Annotated in this window: 18 protein-coding genes and 2 pseudogenes; 12 read left to right on the top strand and 8 right to left on the bottom strand. The window is 68.3% G+C overall.

What is annotated here, in order from left to right:
* From J2Y70_RS07735 to J2Y70_RS07700, 8 genes are all read left to right on the top strand, one after another.
* Entirely contained in the window at positions 1–741 is a 741-nt protein-coding gene (locus J2Y70_RS07735) for a metallophosphoesterase family protein (RefSeq protein ID WP_309915492.1), read from the top strand.
* Between the two features lie 99 nt (positions 742–840).
* On the top strand, positions 841–1122 hold the full coding sequence (locus J2Y70_RS07730; RefSeq protein WP_263398146.1) for a DUF4190 domain-containing protein: 282 nt from the start codon (positions 841–843) through the stop codon (positions 1120–1122).
* Positions 1123–1126: 4 nt separating this feature from the next.
* The gene (locus J2Y70_RS07725) at positions 1127–1894 is read left to right on the top strand and encodes a class I SAM-dependent methyltransferase (protein WP_309915489.1); all 768 of its coding nucleotides are present in this window, start codon (positions 1127–1129) and stop codon (positions 1892–1894) included.
* 10 nt (positions 1895–1904) lie between these two features.
* A complete protein-coding gene (locus J2Y70_RS07720) occupies positions 1905–2960 on the top strand; it encodes a quinone-dependent dihydroorotate dehydrogenase (protein ID WP_309915486.1) in 1056 nt (351 codons plus the stop codon).
* Positions 2957–3997: a UDP-N-acetylmuramate dehydrogenase gene (murB, locus tag J2Y70_RS07715; protein ID WP_309915483.1), complete on the top strand. Its 1041-nt coding sequence runs from the start codon at positions 2957–2959 to the stop codon at positions 3995–3997. The genes J2Y70_RS07720 and murB overlap by 4 nt, the downstream gene beginning before the upstream one ends.
* 8 nt (positions 3998–4005) lie before the next feature.
* Positions 4006–4899 carry a DMT family transporter gene (locus J2Y70_RS07710; protein ID WP_309916247.1) on the top strand — a complete coding sequence of 298 codons (894 nt, stop codon included), beginning with the start codon at positions 4006–4008 and terminating at the stop codon, positions 4897–4899.
* A gap of 32 nt (positions 4900–4931) precedes the next feature.
* Positions 4932–6086: a TPM domain-containing protein gene (locus tag J2Y70_RS07705; protein WP_309915479.1), complete on the top strand. Its 1155-nt coding sequence runs from the start codon at positions 4932–4934 to the stop codon at positions 6084–6086.
* Positions 6087–6277: 191 nt separating this feature from the next.
* Positions 6278–6967, top strand: coding sequence for an aspartate/glutamate racemase family protein (locus tag J2Y70_RS07700; protein WP_309915476.1), 690 nt, complete (start codon positions 6278–6280; stop codon positions 6965–6967).
* 233 nt (positions 6968–7200) lie between these two features.
* Here J2Y70_RS07700 and J2Y70_RS07695 read toward each other — a convergent pair whose 3' ends face one another.
* Both J2Y70_RS07695 and ispG read right to left on the bottom strand, forming a co-directional pair.
* Positions 7201–7899, bottom strand: a complete 699-nt coding sequence (locus J2Y70_RS07695; protein WP_309915474.1) for a phosphatase PAP2 family protein — start codon at positions 7897–7899, stop codon at positions 7201–7203.
* Positions 7889–9154, bottom strand: coding sequence for a flavodoxin-dependent (E)-4-hydroxy-3-methylbut-2-enyl-diphosphate synthase (ispG, locus tag J2Y70_RS07690; protein WP_309915472.1), 1266 nt, complete (start codon positions 9152–9154; stop codon positions 7889–7891). The genes J2Y70_RS07695 and ispG overlap by 11 nt, the downstream gene beginning before the upstream one ends.
* Before the next feature lie 124 nt (positions 9155–9278).
* Between ispG and J2Y70_RS07685 the strand changes: the two genes are divergently transcribed.
* The 3 genes from J2Y70_RS07685 to J2Y70_RS07675 all read left to right on the top strand — a co-directional run bounded on the left by J2Y70_RS07685 (position 9279) and on the right by J2Y70_RS07675 (position 13000).
* Positions 9279–10502: an ATP-binding protein gene (locus tag J2Y70_RS07685; RefSeq protein WP_263398137.1), complete on the top strand. Its 1224-nt coding sequence runs from the start codon at positions 9279–9281 to the stop codon at positions 10500–10502.
* Positions 10499–11065, top strand: coding sequence for a response regulator transcription factor (locus J2Y70_RS07680; protein WP_263398136.1), 567 nt, complete (start codon positions 10499–10501; stop codon positions 11063–11065). Before J2Y70_RS07685 ends, J2Y70_RS07680 begins: the two co-directional genes overlap by 4 nt.
* A gap of 144 nt (positions 11066–11209) precedes the next feature.
* A complete protein-coding gene (locus tag J2Y70_RS07675) occupies positions 11210–13000 on the top strand; it encodes a sensor domain-containing phosphodiesterase (RefSeq protein WP_309915466.1) in 1791 nt (596 codons plus the stop codon).
* 84 nt (positions 13001–13084) lie between these two features.
* On the opposite strand, the gene J2Y70_RS07670 is transcribed toward J2Y70_RS07675, so the two are convergent.
* Positions 13085–14647, bottom strand: a complete 1563-nt coding sequence (locus J2Y70_RS07670; protein ID WP_309915463.1) for a sodium/sugar symporter — start codon at positions 14645–14647, stop codon at positions 13085–13087.
* A gap of 405 nt (positions 14648–15052) precedes the next feature.
* Positions 15053–17644, bottom strand: a complete 2592-nt coding sequence (locus J2Y70_RS07665; RefSeq protein WP_309915460.1) for an exo 1,3/1,4-beta-D-glucan glucohydrolase — start codon at positions 17642–17644, stop codon at positions 15053–15055.
* Between the two features lie 319 nt (positions 17645–17963).
* Here J2Y70_RS07665 and J2Y70_RS07660 point away from each other — a divergent pair.
* Positions 17964–18065 (top strand): annotated as a pseudogene (locus tag J2Y70_RS07660) (IS5/IS1182 family transposase); the annotation flags it as partial.
* A 152-nt stretch (positions 18066–18217) separates the two neighbouring features.
* Here J2Y70_RS07660 and J2Y70_RS07655 read toward each other — a convergent pair.
* The 4 genes and pseudogenes from J2Y70_RS07655 to J2Y70_RS07640 all read right to left on the bottom strand — a co-directional run bounded on the left by J2Y70_RS07655 (position 18218) and on the right by J2Y70_RS07640 (position 20716).
* Entirely contained in the window at positions 18218–18970 is a 753-nt protein-coding gene (locus J2Y70_RS07655) for a hypothetical protein (RefSeq protein ID WP_309915457.1), read from the bottom strand.
* Between the two features lie 341 nt (positions 18971–19311).
* A pseudogene (locus J2Y70_RS07650) lies at positions 19312–19562 on the bottom strand (glucose-6-phosphate isomerase); the annotation flags it as partial.
* A gap of 112 nt (positions 19563–19674) precedes the next feature.
* A complete protein-coding gene (locus J2Y70_RS07645) occupies positions 19675–20157 on the bottom strand; it encodes a hypothetical protein (RefSeq protein ID WP_309915454.1) in 483 nt (160 codons plus the stop codon).
* Between the two features lie 118 nt (positions 20158–20275).
* Positions 20276–20716 (bottom strand): hypothetical protein, encoded by a 441-nt coding sequence (locus J2Y70_RS07640; protein WP_309915451.1) that lies wholly within the window; start codon positions 20714–20716, stop codon positions 20276–20278.
* Between the last annotated feature and the right edge of the window lie 7 nt (positions 20717–20723).

Genomic DNA, 20723 nt, shown 5'->3' with positions numbered 1-20723 from the left:
ATGCGCATCGCCGCCCTGTCCGATATCCACGGCAACCTGCCCGCGCTGGACGCGGTGCTTGCGGACATCGGGCGGCGCGGCGTGGAGCGGATCGTCAACCTCGGCGACATCGTGTCCGGTCCGCTGTGGCCGCGCGAGACCGCCTCGCGGCTGCTGCCGCTGGCCTTGCCCACGGTGCGCGGCAACCACGAACGCCAGCTGTGCGAACTGGCGCCCGCGGCGATGGGCGCCAGCGATGCCTACGCCCACGCGCAGCTGACGCCGGCGCATCTTCGCTGGCTGGCAGAGCTGCCGCCGACCCTCGCGCTGGACCAGGCCCTGCTGTGCCACGGCACGCCGCACGACGATCTGTGCTGGCTGCTCGACGAACTGGACCCGCCCCGCTTGCTGGCCGCCGACGCACGCCGCGTAAGCGAACGCCTCGGCGCCACGCCGCAGGCGACGCTGGTGCTGTGCGGACACAGCCACGTGCCGCGCACGCTGCGCCTGGACGACGGGCGGCTGCTGTGCAATCCGGGCAGCGTCGGCCTGCCCGCCTACGCCGAGACGCATCCGCGGCCGTACCGGGTCGAGACCGGCACGCCGCAGGCGCGCTACGCGATCCTGGAACACCGCGACGGCCATTGGCAGGCGCAGCTGCTGGCGGTCGACTATGACCATGCCAGCGCCGCGGCGCAGGCCGAACGCAACGGCCAACCGCTGTGGGCGCACGCGCTGCGCCACGGACGCATGCCCGGATGAGCGACGCACGGCGCGCACGCTTCTGGGATAATTCACGCATCGCGCACGCCGCGATGCCCGCCAGGCGAATGCCGCCCTCCACCTCACGAGGATCCGCAGATGAACGCCGTCCGTGAAACCAATTCGCTCGCCGTGGTCAGCCTGATCGCCGGCATCCTCGGCTGGACCCTGATGCCCGTGCTCGGCAGCCTCGGCGCGATCATCGCCGGGCACCTGGCGCGCGCCGAGATCCGGCGCCAGCCGCAGCGCTTCCAGGGCGACGGGCTGGCGGTCGGCGGGCTGCTCCTCGGCTGGCTGGCGGTGATCGTCGCCGTCGTGGTGGTGCTGGCGTTCGTGGCGTTCTTCGGCGGGCTGGCGTGGCTCGCCAGCATCCAGGGCTGAGCCGATGGACGCCTCCGCTCCGCGCGAACGCTTCAGCGACCGCGTCGCCGACTACGTCCGCTACCGCCCCGACTATCCGCCGGCACTGCTGGACTGGGTGCACGGGGAACTGGGCGTGGCGCGCGACGCGCAGGTCGCCGACATCGGCGCCGGCACCGGCATCTCCACCCGCATGTTCCTGCAGGCCGGGCATCCGGTGCTGGCGGTGGAACCGAACGCGGCGATGCGTGCGGCCGCCGAGACGCTGCTGCACGACCTCCCCGGCTTCGCCGCGGTCGACGGCAGCGCCGAGGCCACCACCCTGCCCGCCGCCAGCGTCGACCTGATCAGCGCCGCGCAGGCCTTCCATTGGTTCGACCTGGAGGCGGTGCGGCGCGAATGGGCGCGGGTGCTGCGCCCCGGCGGGCTGGCGCTGGTGTACTGGAACTCGCGGCTGCTGGAGGGCACGCCATTCCTGCACGACTACGAGCAGTTGCTGCTCGACTACGGCACCGACTACAGCGCGGTGGCCGAGCGCTACCACGACGATGCGACGATGCAGCGCTGGTTCGGCGCCGGCCTGCGCGGCACGGCCCAGTTCCCGAACGTGCAGCAGCTGGACTACGACGGCCTGCGCGGGCGCCTGCTGTCCTCCTCGTACGCGCCGCTGGCCGGGCACCCGCGCCACGAGGCGATGCTGGCCGCGCTGCGCGCGCTGTTCGATCGCCACCAGGTCGATGGCCTGGTCGATGTCCACTACCGTACCCGTGCCTTCGCCGGCACGTTGAACTGAGCTGCGCCGCATGTATTCCCTCGCCCGCCCATTCCTGTTCGCCTTCGACGCCGAGCGCGCCCATGCACTGGGCCTGCGCGCGATCGAGATGGCCTACCGCACCGGCACCAATCCGCTGCTGGCCAAGGCCATCGCGCCGATGCCCACGCGCGCTTTTGGCCTGGAGTTCCCCAATCCGGTCGGGCTGGGCGCCGGCCTGGACAAGAACGGCGAGCACATCGACGCGCTGCTGGCGCTGGGTTTCGGCTTCGTCGAGATCGGCACCATCACCCCGCGGCCGCAGCAGGGCAATCCGAAGCCGCGCATGTTCCGGCTGCCGCGCGAGCAGGCGGTGATCAACCGCATGGGCTTCAACAACCTCGGCGTGGATGCGCTGGTGCGCAACGTCGAGCGCGCGCGCCGCCGCCACGGCCTGCTCGGCATCAACATCGGCAAGAACAAGGACACGCCGAACGAGGACGCCGCGTCGGACTACCTGCATTGCCTGGAAAAGGTCTACGCGCTGGCCGACTACGTCACCGTCAACATTTCCTCGCCCAACACCGCCGGCCTGCGCGAGCTGCAGGAGGAACAGGCGCTGCGGCAGCTGGTGTCGCAGTTGCGCGAGGCGCAGGAAGCGCTGGCCGCGCGCCACGGCAAGCGCGTGCCGATGCTGGTCAAGGTCGCGCCGGATCTGAGCGACAGCGATATCGACGCGGCGGCGCGGGTGCTGTCGGACCTGCAGGTGGACGGGGTCATCGCCACCAACACCACCATCGCCCGCCCCGGCCTGGAGCGCAACCCACTGGGCGCCGAAGCCGGCGGCCTGTCCGGCGCGCCGCTGCTGGGCCAGTCCACGCTGGTGCTGCGCCGGCTGCGCGCGCGCCTGCCCGAGGCGATCCCGTTGATCGGGGTCGGCGGCATTCTTTCCGGCGCCGACGCGGTGGCGAAGATGGCCGCCGGCGCGGCGCTGGTGCAGTGCTACAGCGGGCTGGTGTTCCGCGGACCGGAACTGATCGGCGAATGCGTCGAGGCGATGCGCCGGCGCCGCGAGGCGCCCAGCCGCGGCGCGGTCGCCGCGCTATGAGCAATGCCTGGTCGCTGACCGCCAACGCGCCGCTGCAGGCGCTGAACACCTTCCATGTCGCCTCGCAGGCGCCGTGGCTGCTGCAGATCTTCGCGCCCGAGGCGCTGCCCGAGGCGCTGCTGGCGCCGGAACTGGCCGGCGCCGCGCTGCTGCCGCTGGGCAGCGGCAGCAACATGCTGTTCGCCGGCGATGCGCCCGGCGTGGTGCTGGCCTTCGCCAACCGCAGCATCGACACGCTGGAGCATCGCGCCGACTACGCCATCGTCCGCGCCGGCGCCGGCGTGGGCTGGCACGAACTGGTGATGTGGTCGCTGGCGCAGGGCCTGTCGGGCCTGGAGAACCTGGCGCTGATCCCGGGCACGGTCGGCGCCGCGCCGATCCAGAACATCGGCGCCTATGGCGCGCAGGTCGGCGAGTTCGTGCACGTGGTCGAGGCCTACGACCGCGCCGACGCGCGCTTCGTGCGGCTGGACGCGGCGGCCTGCGAATTCGGCTACCGCGACAGCCTGTTCAAGCGCCAGCCCGACCGCCATCTGATCGCCGCGGTCGAATTCAACCTGCCGCGGTTGCATGCGCTGCGCCTGGACTACGCCGGCATCGGCGAGGAACTGGAGGCGCTCGGCATCGCCATGCCCGGCGCGCCGGACGTGGCGCAGGCGGTGATCAACATCCGCCGCCGCAAGCTGCCGGACCCGGACGTGCTCGGCAACGCCGGCAGCTTCTTCAAGAACCCGCTGCTGCCGGCCGAACAGGCGCAGGCGCTGCAGCACGCCTACCCGGCGCTGCCGGTGTTTCCCGGCGACGCCGAGGACCAGCGCAAGCTCTCGGCGGCATGGCTGATCGAGGCCTGCGGCTGGAAGGGCCATCGCGACGGCGACGCCGGCGTGTCCGCCGCGCACGCGCTGGTGCTGGTCAACCACGGCCAGGCCAGCGGCGCCGAGCTGCTGGCATTGGCGCGGCGCATTTCCGCGTCGGTGCTGGAACGTTTCGGCGTGATCCTCGAACCGGAGCCGCGCATCGTCGGCGCGCAGTGGTGAACGAGGCGATGTCGCTGCGCGCGGCCATGCTGATGCTGGCCAGCACGCTGGCGTTCGGGCTGATGGTGGTGGCGATCCGGCTGGCGTCCGCGCACCTGTCCACGGTGGAGATCGCCTTCTTCCGCAACCTGTTCGGCCTGCTGTTCCTGCTGCCGATGCTGCTGCGTCCGGGCCAGCCGCAGCCGCGCACCGCGCAGCTGCCGCGCTACCTGCTGCGCACCGCGGTCGGCCTGGTGTCGATGCTGGCCGGGTTCTGGGCGATCGGCCACCTGCCGCTGTCGCAGGCGATCGCGCTGTCCTACTCCACACCGCTGTTCGTGACCCTGGCCGCGGCGTTCTGGCTGGGCGAGAACGTGCGCCTGCGGCGCTGGATGGCGGTGCTGTGCGGGTTCGCCGGCGTGCTGATCATTGTGCGCCCCGGCGCGGCCACGTTCAGCACCGGCACCCTGGTCGCGCTGCTGGCGGCGGTGATGAGCGCGCTGGTGGCGATCCAGATCAAGCAGCTGGCACGGGCGGACTCGGCCAACACGGTGGTGTTCTACACCTACGTGTTCTGGGTGCCGATGTCGTTGCTGCCGGCGCTGTTCGCCTGGACCTGGCCGCAGGGCATCGACTGGCTGTGGCTGCTCGCCACCGGCCTGTTCGGCACGCTGGGGCAATTGCTGTGGACGCGTGCATTGCGTATCGGCGAGGTCTCGGCGCTGACCCCGATCAGCTTCATCCAGCTGCCGTTCGTGGCGCTGCTGGGCTGGTGGCTGTTCGGCGAGGCGATCGCGCCGCACACCCTGCTCGGCGCGGCCATCATCATCGCCGCCAACGTCTACATCGCGCATCGCGAATCGGTGCTGGCCAAGCGCGCCGCCACGCACGCGCCGATGGAAGGCGCCAAGCCCGGGGAATGAGCGCAGCCGCACCGCGCCTGGCGGCCGCCATAATGGCCGCACGATCCACCTCGGCCCACGCCATGCGCGCCTTTCGCCTGCTCGCCATCGCCACGCTCGCCCTGCTGCTGTGGCCGGCGCTCGCCGCGCTCGCCATCGAGATTCCCGCGTACACGCCGGACGTGGTCGATCCCAGCGGCCAGTTGAGCGCGTCGGACCGGCAGCGGGTGAACGCGTCCCTGCAGCGGCTGCGCACCGACCAGGGGATCTGGGGCGCGGTCTACATCGTGCCCGCGCTCGACGGCGACAACCTCGAAAGCCTGTCCGAGCGCGCGTTCAAGACCTGGCAACTGGGCCAGAAGGACGTCGACAACGGTCTGCTGCTGGTCCTGTCGATCCAGGACCGCCGCTCGCGCTTCGAAGTCGGCTACGGACTGGAAGGCCGCCTGCCGGACGTGGTCAGCAAGCACGCGCTGGACGACTACCTGACGCCCAGGATGCGCCAGGGCGATACCGCCGGCGCCATCATCGACGCCTTCGGTTTCATGGCGCGCGTCGTTGCGCAGGACCCGGCCAGCCTCGAAGAACTGTCGCGGCCGTCGGCCGCGCCCGCCGCCGAACCGCGCCACTGGGAACGCGGCATGATCGCGTGGGCCGGGCTGGCGGCGCTGATCTGGCTGCTGCCGCTGCTGCGCCGGCTGTGGATGCGGCGCCTGCGCGCGCGGTTGCTGCGCGAGCACCCGCAACTGGCCGGCCAGGCCGAGGACATCGCCGAATCGACCCGCCGCTCGTGGTTCCTCGCGGCGTTCATCAGATTGTTCCTGACCGTCAACCCCGGCGTGTTCGTGCTGGTGCTGTCGGCGCTGTTCCCGGTGGCGTTCGCGCTTTCGCTGGCCATCGAGCTGCTGGTGCTGGGACTGGCGCTGGCGCTGGCCGGCCGCCGCTATTCCTCGCCCGAGTATTTCCGCGATTTCCTGCACGAGCAGGCGCGCGAGCGCCAGGCGCTGATGCGCAAGGGCCATGTGGTCGCGACCACGTCCGGCGGCTACGCCTATACCCCGGCGTACTACGCCAGCCGGAAATCGGCCTCGTCCTCATCTTCGTCCTCGTCGTCCTCCTCCTCGTCCAGCAGTTCGAGCGGTTCGTCCTCCTCCGGCTCCTCCGGCGGCGGCAGCTCCGGCGGCGGCGGCGCCAGTTCGAGCTGGTAGCGCTGCATCACGGAGAAGGCAGGTTCGCGGAGAAGATCCATGTGGCCTTGGCGGAGGTACGCGCGCGCCTGCAGGCCGCATGAGCGCAGAGCCGATGCCGAAGCGAGTGTCGTGACCGGCGCGGACCGGTCGCTGCGCGCGGGTATGCTTGCCGCATGCGCATCCATTTCGGGTGCCGTATGGAAAGCGGAATGAAGACCATCGGCCTGATCGGCGGCATGAGCTGGGAATCCACCGTGCCCTACTACCGGCACATCAACGAGACGATCCGCACGCAGTTGGGCGGGCTGCATTCGGCGAAGATCCTGCTGTACAGCGTGGACTTCCACGAGATCGAGCAGTTGCAGCAGGCCGGCGACTGGGACGCGGCCGGCGCGGCGATGGCCGCCGCGGCGCGCGCGCTGCACGCCTGCGGCGCCGATTTCCTGGTGCTGTGCACCAACACCATGCACTGCGTCGCCGATGCGATCACCGCCGCGGTGCCGTTGCCGCTGCTGCATATCGCCGATGCCACGGCCGCCGCCCTGCACAACGCCGGGATCCGCAGGGTGGGCCTGCTGGGCACGCGCTTCACCATGGAACAGGCCTTCTACCGCGAGCGGCTGCAGCGCCACGGCTTCGATGTGCTGGTGCCGGCGGCGGAGCAGCGCGACGAGGTGCACCGCATCATCTACGAGGAGCTGTGCCAGGGGACGATCCGCGATGCATCGCGGGCGCGCTACCGCGACGTGATCGGCGCGCTGCAGGCGCAAGGCGCCGAGGCGGTGATCCTGGGCTGTACCGAGATCTCGCTGCTGGTCGGCGCCGCCGACGCGCAGCTGCCGCTGTTCGATACCGCCGCGCTGCATGCGCATGCGGCGGCGTTGCACAGCCTGGCGTAGCGGCGCGGCAGCACACGGCCGATCGCCGGTCTTCGCTGGCCGGATCGGGTCCGGCGAGCGGCCCGCAACGCCTGCGCCGAAAGGGGATCAGCCTCGCTGAAGCGGTGTCGGCAACGAGCCGGGAATGGACTCCCTGCACACGCACGCAAGACGCTGCCGTGCAAAAAAAGCCATGTGGCCGAAACCGCACGCGGCGGCGCCAGTTCGAGTTGGCAGCCGCGGCTCGCTTCCGCTCAGGAAGCGCGGCGCTGCCGCCAGCGCGGGCGCCGTTCGCCGCGGAACATCAGCAGGTACAGCCCGACCACCCACACCAGCGCCGCGCACCAGCCGCCGAGGATGTCAGACGGGTAATGCACGCCCAGGTAGATCCGCGACACGCCGACCAGCAGCGCAAAGCTGCCGGCCAGCAGCAGCACCGGCCAGCGCCAGCGGGTGCGCCAGGCCAGCGCGACCAGCACCGCGGCCAGGGTCATCGAGCCCATCGCGTGGCCGCTGGGAAAACTGAAGGTGTGCTCGGGCGCGATCGACTCCCACAGGCTGGGCCGGTCGCGCTGGAAGAACTGCTTGGCGCCCATGTTCAGCAGCGCCGAGCCGACGAACGAAAACGCGGCGAACATGGCCTCGCGCCAGCGCCGCAGGCCCAGCAGCACCAGCACGATTACCGTATCCAGCGGGATCACGCCGTACTGGTAGCCGGCCTCGGTGACGACGGTGAAGAACCGGTCCCAGCCGGGCGCGGCCAGCGCGCGCATGCTCCACAGCAGCGGTTCGTCGAAGTAGAAGTTCTCCAGTTCGTGGACTTCGTCGGCCAGCTCGACGAACACGCCCATCGGCAGCAGCACCCCGGCAAACAGCAGGCCGATGCGCCAGGCGTTGCTGCGCAACCAATGGCGCACGCCGGCGGCGCGCTCGGCCGGAACCTCACCCGGCACGGCGGACGTACTTGGTTTCGACGTAGTCGTCGATCAGCGCGACGAATTCGTGGGCGATGTTCTCGCCACGCAGGGTGATCTTCTTCTCGCCATCGACGAACACCGGCGCCGACGGCGCCTCGCCGGTGCCCGGCAGCGAGATGCCGATGTTGGCGTGGCGCGACTCGCCCGGCCCGTTGACCACGCAGCCCATCACCGCCAGGGTCATGTTCTCGGCGCCGGGATGGGTCACCTTCCACTCCGGCATCTTCGCGCGGACGTGGTTCTGCACCACCTTGGCCAGTTCCTGGAAGAATTCGGAGGTGGTGCGGCCGCAGCCCGGGCAGGCGGTGACCAGCGGGGTGAAGGCGCGCTGGCCGGTGGTCTGCAGCAGCTCCTGGGCGACGATCACCTCCTGCGTGCGCGACTGGCCCGGCTCGGGGGTCAGCGAGATGCGGATGGTGTCGCCGATGCCTTCCTGCATCAGCACCGCCAGCGCCGCGCTGGAGGCGACGATGCCCTTGCTGCCGATGCCGGCCTCGGTCAGGCCCAGGTGCAGCGCGAAATCCGAGCGCTGCGCCAGGTCGCGGTACACCGCGATCAGCTCCTGCACGCCGCTGACCTTGCAGCTGAGCACGATGCGGTCGCGGCCCAGGCCCAGTTCCACCGCGCGCTCGGCCGAATCCAGCGCCGAACGGATCAGCGCCTCGCGCAGCACGCGGCCGGCGTCCCATGGCGTGTCGCGGCGCGAGTTCTCGTCCATCATCTGCGCCGCCAGCGCCTGGTCCAGCGAGCCCCAGTTGGCGCCGATGCGCACCGGCTTGTCGTACTTCAGCGCGAACTCAATCAGCTGCGCGAACTGGGTGTCCTTCTTCTTGCCGAAGCCGACGTTGCCGGGATTGATCCGGTACTTGGCCAGCGCCTGCGCGCAAGCCGGCTCGGCCGCCAGCAGTTGGTGCCCGTTGTAGTGGAAGTCGCCGATCAGCGGCACCTCGATGCCCATCATCCGCAGCTTGTCGACGATGCGCGGGATCGCCGCGGCCGATTCGGCGTTGTTGACGGTCAGCCGCACCAGCTCCGAACCGGCGCGCCACAGTTCGGCGACCTGCTTGACCGAGGAGGCCACGTCGGCGGTGTCGGTGTTGGTCATCGACTGCACCACGATCGGCTTGCCGCCGCCCACGACGACGCCTCCGACACGGACCGGCTGGGTGGAACGGCGCGCCCAGGGCGCGGCGTCGCTGGGGGGGGTGGGTCGGCTGACGGCGTCGTACATGCGCGCATTTTAGCGTGTGCGGCGGCCCTGCCCCACTCCCCGGCGGCACCGGTTCAGCCGAACGGCCGGCGCTGCGACGGTTTGTCGCAGACAGCCGCCGGCGCCAGCGCATACGATGCGCGCCATGACTTCCACCGACGCCTCGTTCCTGCGCACCCTGTGCAGCCTGCGCTGGCTGGCCACCGCCGGGCAGGCGGCGACGATCCTGGTCGCGACCTGGGCGATGCGGCTGCCGCTGCCGCAGGCGCCGCTGTGGTCCGGCGTGGCCGCACTGGCCCTGTTCAACCTGTATGCGCAGCTGCGCCTGCGCCATGCCGACACCGCGGCGCCGGCCACCGCCTTCGGCCACATCCTGGTCGACGTGACCGTGCTGACCTGGATGGTCGGCTGGAGCGGCGGCATCGGCAACGCCTTCGGGTCGCTGTTCCTGGTGCTGATCGCGCTGGCGGTGCTGGCCCTGCCGCTGCGCTGGGCGCTGGCGGTGGCGGTGGCCTGCGTGGCCGGTTACGCGGTCAGCGCGCTGTTCGGCCTGCCGCTGCCGCGCGGCCCGCACCAGGCGCTGGACCTGCAGCGCTGGGGCATGGCCGCCAACTTCCTGCTGTCCACCATCGTGGTGCTGGTGTTCTCCACCCGCCTGGCGCTGGCGCTGCGCGAACGCGAGCGCGAGCTGGCGCTGCTGCGCGAGCGCTTCACCCGCAACGAGGGCATCGTCGCCCTGGCCACCCACGCCGCCTCGGTCGCGCACGAACTGAACACGCCGCTGGCGACGATGACCCTGCTCACCGACGACATCGTCGAGCAGATCGAGCAGCCGGAGCTGCGCGAGGACCTGGAAACCCTGCGCGAACTGCTGGTGCAATGCCGCGAACGGGTGCTGGCGCTGGCCGCGCCGGCGCAGCGCGCCGGCGGCGGCACGGTGTCGCTGGCGCACGTGCTGCACCAGTGGCAATTGGTGCGGCCGACGGTGCAGCTGCGCCGCAACGTCGACGCGCCGCTGCAGCTGCGCCTGGAAAGCGCGATCGGGCACCTGCTGCAGGTGCTGCTCAACAACGCCGCCGATGCCGGCGAACGCGCCGGCCATCCGCAGGTGGACCTGAGCGTGCGGGTCACCGGCAGCGAACTGGTCGGCGAGGTGCGCGACTACGGCGGCGGCTTCGACGCCAACCAGGTCGCGCTGCCGGCCACCCTGTTCCGCAGCGGCAAGCCCGACAGCATGGGCGTGGGCCTGGCGCTGTCGCATGCGACCATCGAACGCCTGGGCGGCGAACTGTGGACCCAGCCCGCGCCCGGCCATGGTGCGCGGGTCGGCTTCCGCCTGCCGCTGCTCGCCCTGGAGACCCCCGCATGAACACCGACGCCCCGCTGGGCCTGCTGGTCGACGACGACCCGCTGTACCTGCGCACCCTGCAGCGCACCCTCGCCCGCCGCGGGCTGGAGACGCTCACCGCCGACAGCGGCGCCGCGGCATTGGCGCTGGCCACGGCGACGCCGCCGGACTACGCGTTGATCGACCTCAAGCTCGGCGACGAATCCGGCTTGGCCCTGATCCAGCCGCTGCGCGCGATCCGCGCCGACATGCGCATCCTGCTGGTCACCGGCTACGCCAGCATCGCCACCGCGGTGGAGGCGATCAAGCTCGGCGCCGACGACTACCTGCCCAAGCCGGCCACGGTGCAGATGATCCTGCGCGCCTTGAACCTGGACGCGGACAGCGCCGAGGACGAGGACGGCGTCGAACTGCCGGACGCGATGACCCCGCTCAGCCGCCTGCAGTGGGAGCACATCCAGCAGGCCATGCACGAGACCGGCGGCAATGTCTCGGCGGCCGCGCGCCTGCTCGGCATGCACCGCCGCTCGCTGCAGCGCAAGCTGGCCAAGCGCCCCAGCCCGCAGCGCGACCCGCCGCGCTGACGGTCTCCCTGGCAGCGCCATGCGCCGCCACCACGGCGGGCGGGCGCCGCGCCGCTGCATCCCAGCACACGCGGTCGTTCATCTTCCGCGCCGCCACCCGCACCGCGCCCCTCAAGTCGCCCATCCGCACGCCGCTACCGTGGCATGCATTCCTCTTCCCCTCCCCCGCCGCCGCCCGACGAATCGCGCAGGCTGGCCAGTCTGCGCCAGCTGTGCCTGCTCGACACGCCCGCCGATCGCGTGTTCGACCTGATCACCCAGCTGGCCGCGCGCACCCTGCACGCGCCGATCGCGCTGGTCTCGCTGATCGACGAGCAGCGCCAATGGTTCAAGGCCAGGGTCGGCCTGGATGTGCCGCAGACGCCACGCGACCAGGCCTTCTGCGCGCATGCGTTGCACAGCCCGGAGCTGCTGGTGGTGGCCGATGCGCAGCAGGATCCGCGCTTCCGCGACAACCCGCTGGTCACCGGACCGCCGTTCATCCGCTTCTACGCCGGCGCGCCGCTGCTGCTGGCCGACGGCAGCGGCCTGGGCACGCTGTGCGTGATCGACACCGAACCGCGCAGCACGTTCGACGCGCAATCGCGCCGCACCCTGCAGGACCTGCGCGATCTGCTGCTGATGCGGATCGAGACCCTGCGCAACACCAGCTTCGTCGATGCGTTGACCGGCCTGCCCAACCGCAGCCGCTTCAACGAAGACCTGACCATGTGGCTGTCGCTGCAGAGCGCCGACCATCACGATACCGGCGTGGCGATCGACGTGTGCGGCACCGAGTACTTCCGCGACATGGTCAAGGCCTTGGGCTGGGAATACGCCGAGGGCTACCTGCTGGCCGCGCGCGATCGCCTGCTCGCGGCGCTGGACGGGCCGCCCGCCTACCGCATCGACACCACCAGTTTCGCCTTCGTCGTGGAAGGCAACGACCCCGCGCGCCTGGCGCAGCGTTGCGAACACGTGTGCAGCGCCTTCGCCGAGGCGATCGAGCACCAGGGCATCCCGCACGCGGCGACGCCGTCGATCGGCGCGGTGCGCCTGGACGGCACGCTGAGCGCCAACCACACGCTGCGCTCGCTGACCACCGCGGTGGACATGGCGCGCCAGCGCGGGCTGCCGTGGAGCCTGTACGAACGCAGCCACGACGCCACCCAGCGCAACGCCTTCCGCATCCTGGCCGCGCTGCCGGAGGCGCTGGACGCGCGCGAGCAACTGAGCCTGCACTACCAGCCGCGGGTCAGCCTGCGCGACGGCGCATGCGTCGGCGTGGAAGCGCTGCTGCGCTGGCAGCATCCGCTGCTCGGCACGGTCGCGCCGAACGAATTCATCCCGCTGGCGGAAAAGACCGCGCTGATGAGCCGGATCACCGCCTGGGTCCTGCAGGCCGGCATCGCCCAGGCCGCGCTGTGGCAGCGGCAGGGGCATCATTTCAGCGTCTCGTTGAACGTCTCGGCGGTGGACCTGGAACAGGCCGACTTCATCGCCACGCTGCGCGAGCTGCTGGCGCGGCACGCGCTGGAACCGGGTCGCATCGAGATCGAATTCACCGAGAGCGCGATGATCCGGCATCCGCAACGCGTGGCCGAACAGCTGCAGGAGATCAGCGCGCTGGGGGTGAAGATCGCCATCGACGATTTCGGCACCGGCTACAGCAACCTCAGCTACCTCAAGCGCATCCCCGCCAACGCGCTGAAGATCGACCAGTCGTTCATCCGCACGCTGCCGAGCAGCCGCACCGACTGCATGATCGTGCCGTCGATGATCCGGCTCGGCCACGACTTCGGCCAGCAGGTGGTGGCCGAAGGCATCGAGACCGAAGAGATCTACGCCATGCTGCGCGAATGGGGCTGCGACGAGGGCCAGGGCTACTGGATCGCGCGGCCGATGCCGGCTGCGGCGCTGGACGCCTGGCTGGCCACGCCCTGGCGCGGCGCCTGAGGCGCGTCCGCGCCAGCGCCGGCAGCAGCCGCCGAACCCGCGGCGACCGCGGGCGCGCGGTCGCCGCCACTGCTCAGCGGTGGCTCACCAGAACACCGCGTACAGCGCGATCAGGATCGCGACCACGCCGACCGCGCCGATCTTGAAGCCGAGCGTGGTGCCGTAGCCGACGTCGTCGGTGCGGATCAGGTCGTGCGCCTGCCGGGCCGGGGTCGCCAGCGACACCGCCACCGCCAGCACCAGCGCCGCCACGAACACCACGCCGATGCGGTCCATGAACGGCAGTTCCGGCCAGGCGAACTTGAGCGCGAACGACAGCACCACCGAGCCGATCGCCGCGGTCAGCGCGCCGGCTTCGTTGGCGCGTTTCCAGAACAGGCCGAGCATGAAGATCACCACCACGCCCGGGGTGAAGAAGCCGGTGAATTCCTGGATGAACTGGAACCCCTGGTCGAAGTTGCCGAGCAGCGGCCGCGCGGTGAGGATGCCCACCAGCACCGACGCCACCGCGGCGATGCGGCCCACGCGCACCAGCTGCTTCTGTTCGGTCTGCGGGCGGAACTTGGCGTAGAAGTCCAGGGTGAAGATCGTCGCCACCGAATTGATCTTCGACGCCAGCGAGGCCACGATCGCCGCCACCAGCGCGGCGAACACCAGGCCGAGCACGCCGGTGGGCAGCAGTTGCATCATCGTCGGATACGCCTGGTCGGGCTTGGCCAGGTCCGGCGCCAGCACCACCGCGGCGATGCCCGGCACCACGATCACCAACGGCATCAGCAGCTTCAGGAACGCGGCGAACACGATGCCCTTCTGCGCCTCGCCGATGTCCTTGGCGGCCAGCGCGCGCTGGATGATGTACTGGTTGAAGCCCCAGTAGCTGATGTTCATCACCCACAGCCCGCCCAGCAGCACGCTCAGGCCCGGCAGGTCCTTGTAGAACGGGTTGTCCTTGGACAGGATCATGTGGAAGTGTTCGGGGTGCGCGTTCCACAGGTGCTTGAAGCCGGCCAGCACGCCGGCGCCGTCGCCGATGCGCGACAGCGTCAGCCCGGCCACCAGCAGGCCGCCCAGCACCAGCAGGGTGACCTGCACGATGTCGGTCAGCGCCACCGCCTTGAGCCCGCCGTACAGCTGGTAGACCAGCGCGAACACGCCGATCAGGGCCAGCGCCAGGGTCTGGTCCATGCCGGTGACCTGGCTCACCGCGATCGAACCCAGCCACAGGATCGAGGTCAGGTTGACGAACACGTACAGCAGCAGCCAGAACACCGCCATCAACGTGCGGATCCACTTGCCGTAACGCTGCTCCAGGAACTGCGGCATGGTGTAGATGCCGTTGCGCAGGAAGATCGGCAGGAAGAACTTGCCGACGATCAGCAGGGTCAGCGCCGCCATCCATTCGTAGGAGGCGATCGCCAGGCCGATCGCATAGCCGGAACCGGCCATGCCGATGATCTGCTCGGCGGAGATGTTGGCCGCGATCAGCGAGGCGCCGATCGCCCACCACGGCAGGGTCTTGCCGGCCAGGAAGTAGTCCTCGGCGCTCTTGCTGTGCCCGGCCTTTTCCCGCGATACCCACTGCGCGAGCACGAAGATGCCCGTCAGGTAGACCAATACGATCGCCACATCCAACGTCGCCAGACCCACTGCACTTTCTCCCACGGGCCGCGGCCCTTCGCCTGTGTATCGATGAACCCGTCCCGGCGGGACGGCGCGTGCTTGCACCCGATACGCCGCGACCTTCGGCGATCAGGCGATAGAGACAGGCCTGCTTCGGAGGCAGGCTGTCGTGGGAGGGGCTTCAGTGCCGACTGACCTTGTCGGTGTACTGTCGGGGCTGAAGCCCCTCCCACAGGGGATTGCCGAGTTCTTGCCAATCGGGTGCCTGAAGGCAGGAGCGCAGCCGTGGGCGGTGCGGCCGCGCGGCTTACCTGCTCCGGCGGATCCGTCTACAGCGCTGGTGTTCCTGTCTTGCCACGCTTGCGTGCGTTTCAGCAAGCGACGACGCCGTTCGACAGGAACAGCGCCGCCAGTGCTCGCTCGGCGCGCGGCTCAGCGCACCGGGCAGTCGACCACGCTCTGCGCGTCGTTGCTGGCGCCCAGCGCGATCCGCGACAGCGACAGGTCCAGCGCGCCGTCGCTCTCGATCACCGGCAGCCGCTCCAGCTTGGCCACGTCGGCACCGGCGACGCTGAAGCACTTCAACGGCACGCCCAGCGCGCGCCACTCGCCCTTGGGCAGCGCCGCCAATGCCTTGCCCAGATCGACCTGCGCCGCACAGCCGGTGCCGCAACCCACGCCGATGGTCGTGCTGCCGCTCGTCGCCGCATCCACCTTCAAGGTCAGGATCAGCTGCACGTCGCCGTTGCTCTCGCGCGACACGTCCACCGGCTTGGGCAGCACCAGCGCCATCCCCGCCTTGCCCTTGCCCGACCACTCCAGACGGCGCGCATCCTCCTGCGCCTTGTGGTCGACCGCGGTCATCCTGAGCGACCCGTCGGCCAGCGCCGCCGGCGTGGTCACCGCCGGCAGGTTGGCCTGGCTGGCGCCCTGCAGGATCAGGTTGATGCCCGCCGCCGGCTTGCCGCGCTCGAAGTACACCCCGCCCACCGCCTGCGCGCCGGACACGCCCGAGACCTCGGACAGGCGGCTCAGATCGCCCTTGTCGGCATAGCGCAGGCCGTAGCCGAACGCGAACTGCGGGTTGTAGTTCTTCTGCCCGACGTTGTTGGCGTACTGGGTCGCGCTGCGCGGCCAGGAGAAGCTGAGCTTGCCGTGGAAATCGTACTGGACGCCGCCATCGGGCTTGCGCAGCAGCACGTCGGCGATGCCGCCGCCTTCCGAGCCCGGCAGCCACGCGGCGACGAAGGCGTCGGCGGCGTTGATCTCGCGGTTCACCCACAGCGGGCGCCCGCTCAGGAACACCGCCACCACCGGAATGCCCTCGGCCTTGAGCTTCTTGATCAGTTGCAGGTCGCTGTCGTCGCCGGGCTTGTACAGCAGCGTGGCGATGTCGCCCTGGAACTCGGCGTACGGGTTCTCGCCGAACACCACCACCGCCACGTCCGGCTTGGCCTGGTACTTGCCGTCGATCGCCAGTTCGGCGCTGCCGCCGGCGGCCTTGACCTGCTCCTGCAGGCCTTCCCAGATGGTGTTGCCGTTCGGGTAGTCGGCGCGCTTGGTGCCGGTGCCCTGCCAGTTCAGCGTCCAGCCGCCGGACTGCTTGCCCATGTCGTTGGCGCCGTCGCCGGCGACCAGCACCTTGCTCTGCGGCTTCAGCGGCAGCAGCTGCTTCTGGTTCTTCAGCAGCACCAGCGACTCGCGTACCGCCTGCCGCGCCACCGCGCGGTGCTCGGGCGCGCCTAACAGTTCGAACTTGCCGCCGAGCGGGCGCTGCGACGGCTTGCCGGCCTCGAACAGCCCCAGCCGCAGCTTCACCCGCAGGATCCGCCGCACCGCCTCGTCCAGCCGCGTCATCGGGATCTCGCCCGACTTGACCGCCTTCAGCGTGCTCTCGTAGTAGCCCTTCCAGCTGTCCGGCGCCATCAGCATGTCCACGCCGGCATTGAACGAGGCCGGGCAGTCGTCGTTGCTGCAACCGGCGACCTGGCCATGGCCGTTCCAGTCGCCGACCACGAAGCCGCCGAAATGCATCTGCCCCTTCAGCACGTCGGTCAGCATCGGCTTGTTGCCGTGCATCTTGACGCCGTTGAAGCTGTTGAACGACGCCATCACCGTCTGCGCCCCGGCGGCGATCGCCGGCGGATAGCCGGCACCGTGGATGTCGCGCAGCTGCTGTTCGCTGACCCGGGTGTCGCCCTGGTCCTTGCCGTCGGTGGTGCCGCCGTCGCCGAGGAAATGCTTGACCGAGGCGATCACGTGCGAGCCGTCGAGGAAGCCGGGCTGCCCGGGCACGCCCTGCAGGCCTTCGACCACCTTGCCGGCGAAGCTGGCGACCACCTCGGGCGATTCGGAATAGCCCTCGTAGGTGCGGCCCCAGCGGTCGTCCTGCGGCACCGCCACGGTCGGCGCGAAGGTCCACTCCATGCCGGTGGTGCGGGTCTCGGCGGCGGTGACCGCGCCGATCCTGCGCATCAGCTCCGGGTTGCGGGTGGCGCCCAGGCCGATGTTGTGCGGGAACAGCGTGGCGCCGACGATGTTGCTCTGCCCGTGCACCGCATCGATGCCGAAGATGATCGGGATCGCCGGGCCGTCCTTGCTTTTCTGCATCGACGCTTCGTAGTAGGCGTCGGCCAGCTTCAACCATTCCGCGGGACTGGCGTCGTACTTGCCGCCGGGATCGGAATTGCCGCCGGCCAGCACCGAACCGATGTGGTACTTGCGCACGTCGTCCGGGGTCATGCTGGCGATGTCGCCCTGCACGATCTGCCCGACCTTCTGCTCCACCGACATCTGCGCCATCAGCTTGGAAATGCGCGCCTCCAGCGCCGCATCCTCGGCCAGCGGCCAGGCCGGCGACGGCCACAGTTGCGGATGGATCGCCGGCGGCGCGGCGGACGCGGCCGCCGTTGCCGGAGCCGATTGGCCGGGACCGGCCGCGGCCAAGGCGAGCAGGCCCAGCGCAGCGGCAGTGGCCAGCGCATTGCGAATCGGCGCGGACACGCCAGCGGACTGTTTTTGCAAGGTCTTCCCTCCCAGGAACGATGAGTGCGGCGCCCGCCGCGCCACGGCCGGAGCGGTCCGGCACGCGATCAGGCGCCTACGCTTTCGTAATCGGCGAACGGTGTCAACCGACGGCGGGCATATGCCATGAACGCACTGGCATATCGGATTGCGCTATAGCGACGGAATACCTTCTTAGCAACAGCCTCTGCGCTAGGCCGCCTGTGGGGGCCTCACTCGCGCCCAACCGGCCCGGCAAAATTGCTGCAGCACAGCATCGCAAGGGCTCTCCATTGCGCAAACCCGGGCACATGCACCGTACCGTTCCGAAGGCGTTGCGGCCCGCGAGAAACCGGGCCGCAACGCCTGCAGCACGCTCTCGATCGTGGACGCACAGAACGCGAGGAACACGGACACGGCCGGCCAAGAGGGCTATCCGGCATTCCCGACGTTGCCGCTCAATAGAGCGCGAACAGGTTCCAAGGCCTGTCGCAGCACTCAAACGACTTCAGCCGGATCGAACCACACACCTCCCGCTTGCAACCGGCCTTGTGCGTGACGTCCGCCCAGACGATCACCGGCCCGCTCAGCAGACTAGAACTGCGCTTCCTTGCTCGTTGGCTTCAACGTTTGCCAACCCAAGTCGTTACCGATGCTGAGAAATCCTGTCCCACCAGACAGTCCTTGCGCCTGCATACCCTGTGCCTGCACGACCGAAGAATACTCCGCAAAGAAATCCGGTTTGCGCCATTGCGCGGAAATCGATTCGCGGCTGCCACCCAAGTCGTTATTCCAAGCAATGGCCTTTTGCGAATTTGGCGGACCGAATTTGCGCTTGAGCAGTTCCATCACGCGCTGCTGCGCCTCAAACCCGGTCGTATTGAAGCGCAAGGCGATCACGCGCCCATTGCGCAACAAAACCAGGCCACCCGCACCTTCCAAGGAAAAGGCGTCACCTGCGCCCGCACCTATCGACAGGCCGATGGGCGCAATCCACGCCGGGAACTCGGCCTCGGCGAACACCAGGTAGCCGTATTCGCCTGGTCCGAACTCGGTGTTGCCCACTGCCATGTTCGTCGTACCGGGCGCCACGCACAGACCTGTTGCGGGCAGAACGGCCTTTGCTGGCTCGGGTGGCGGGGTCGTCAGCTTGTTGAATGCCCTAGCACCCAATCCTATGTTGCGAGGGCGAGCAGGCGGGGATGGCAAGGAAATCTGGCAAACGGGAAGCGCGAGCGGCGCTCCCAACTTGATGCCGAAGATGTCAGGTTCCGCTGCCAACACCGGCGTGCAAGAAAGAGCGGACAGGAATACGGCAAGCGAACCGATGACCGAAGAGAAACGCATATGGCAGGCATCCATGCAGCGGCAGGGTAGATGCTGTCGAGTATAGAGGGCCGTTATGATCCTGACAGACTTGGCTGATTTCGAAAGCGCGCTGGCCAGCATGGCTGGACCCCGTGATGAGCGACTTCCAGCATCCCTGCGGTCGGGAAAGCCCACCGCACTACAAGATCAAGGCACAGCTCGACCCACTGGTATGCGCCAACTACAAGAACCGCTTCGGCGCGGCAGCGAGCTATAGCGCCTGCGATCTGGCGGGCTGCGATGGGCTGAGCTGGAATCGCCTGAAACGCAGCGGGGACGCAAGTCTCCGCCGCCGAGACGCCCTGTTGCGGTGGTGCGCCTCAGCCGCGCAACCGAGCCAGCACCGCGCGCGTCACTGGGTCGGCGACCTCGGTGGTTTCGCTTTGCAGCGCAGGCAGCAGCTGGCTGGCCAGTTGCTTGCCCAGCTCCACGCCGAACTGGTCGAAGGCGTAGATGCCCCAGATCACCGACTGCACGTAGACGCTGTGCTCGGGCGGCCGCCCGGATAATCGCAGTGCGGGTCGTCGCTGCCCTACCCGTTCGCCAGCGCCTCAATATGCGCCAGATAGCTAACCAGCGATTCATCGTGTTGCAAGCTCTTGATTCGGTTTGGCTCCGTGATCCCGCCAAAGCCCCTCCACCACACATTAATAATTAATTTAAATTAATTAAATTGAATTATTCTAGAAGCATTCATCCACCGTTGCGGGAAAATATTTCATTTCCTCCCTCGCCTGGGCACTACCATTCAATGCAGCAATTCTCAGCCAAACTAGCGCCTCAACCTTAGAACTACAATCCTCCTTGTCCTTGAGATCAAACCATAAATTATACTGTGCAGCAGGAAATTCCCTGGCCGCCGCAAACAGCTGCCAATACTGCGACCGTCTGCTGTCTTGTATAGAGATGAAATGAGACGCTAACCTATATGCTGCCGCCCCATCTCCAGCTTCAGCCTTTCCCATAAATTTACTCAATTGCCTAGCATCAAGAACCGCACCATTATCTAAGGCCCTCGCATTTTCATCCACTATGACTGGCTGCGGAGGTGGCGGAGGCAATACCTTTTCCTGACAATGCCCATTTACACTAAAGGCCACCACCAAGAGCAAAAATGATCGTCTAATTCCAAACATCACTTTCCTACCGGATAAAAATATATCCATTTCCCAGGCTTGGTTTTATCTCTTTTTCCATCAAGCGTTTTTTCATAACTCCCTTGATACGGAGAAGTTGGATTTTTAGCTGTCCACACATACGAATCAGTAGCCGGCACTGGGCGTTTCAAAACTTAGCCCTACTGTAGACCAGATTCAGCTCTTTATCGTACATAACCCATCGCTCACCGCCTATCTCAGGACACAAATAAAAAATCCCAACTCTGCCCGATGCGCGAGACCAAGCATCTTGAGCGAATCGGGGAAACCGACGCATCATATATTCACTTGACTTCTCCGGCACACTTATGGGCTTACAGGTCACCGGCAAGGCCAAACTCCCACTTCTTGGATTAAAAACCAGCCAAGACTCATTTGTATCAACGTCATGCGTCTCGCGGATATTTACCGCATCTTCAGGCAACCATGTCGGCAACCACTTGGATTCACCGATTGCCTTCCTCGATTCAGCATCATGGCGGTCAATATATTCCACACTACTAACCTCAAAGCAACCAGAAACCATGGCCACTAAAAATGTCAGCAGTAAAATTTTGCGGATATTCATAAATTCC

Origin of the sequence: Xanthomonas sp. 1678, assembly GCF_031455575.1 — a bacterium.
In the GTDB taxonomy this organism is placed as follows: Bacteria; Pseudomonadota; Gammaproteobacteria; order Xanthomonadales; family Xanthomonadaceae; genus Xanthomonas_A.
The sequence above is the reverse complement of the archived record's forward strand: the minus strand, read 5'-3'. Positions and strand labels throughout refer to the sequence as shown.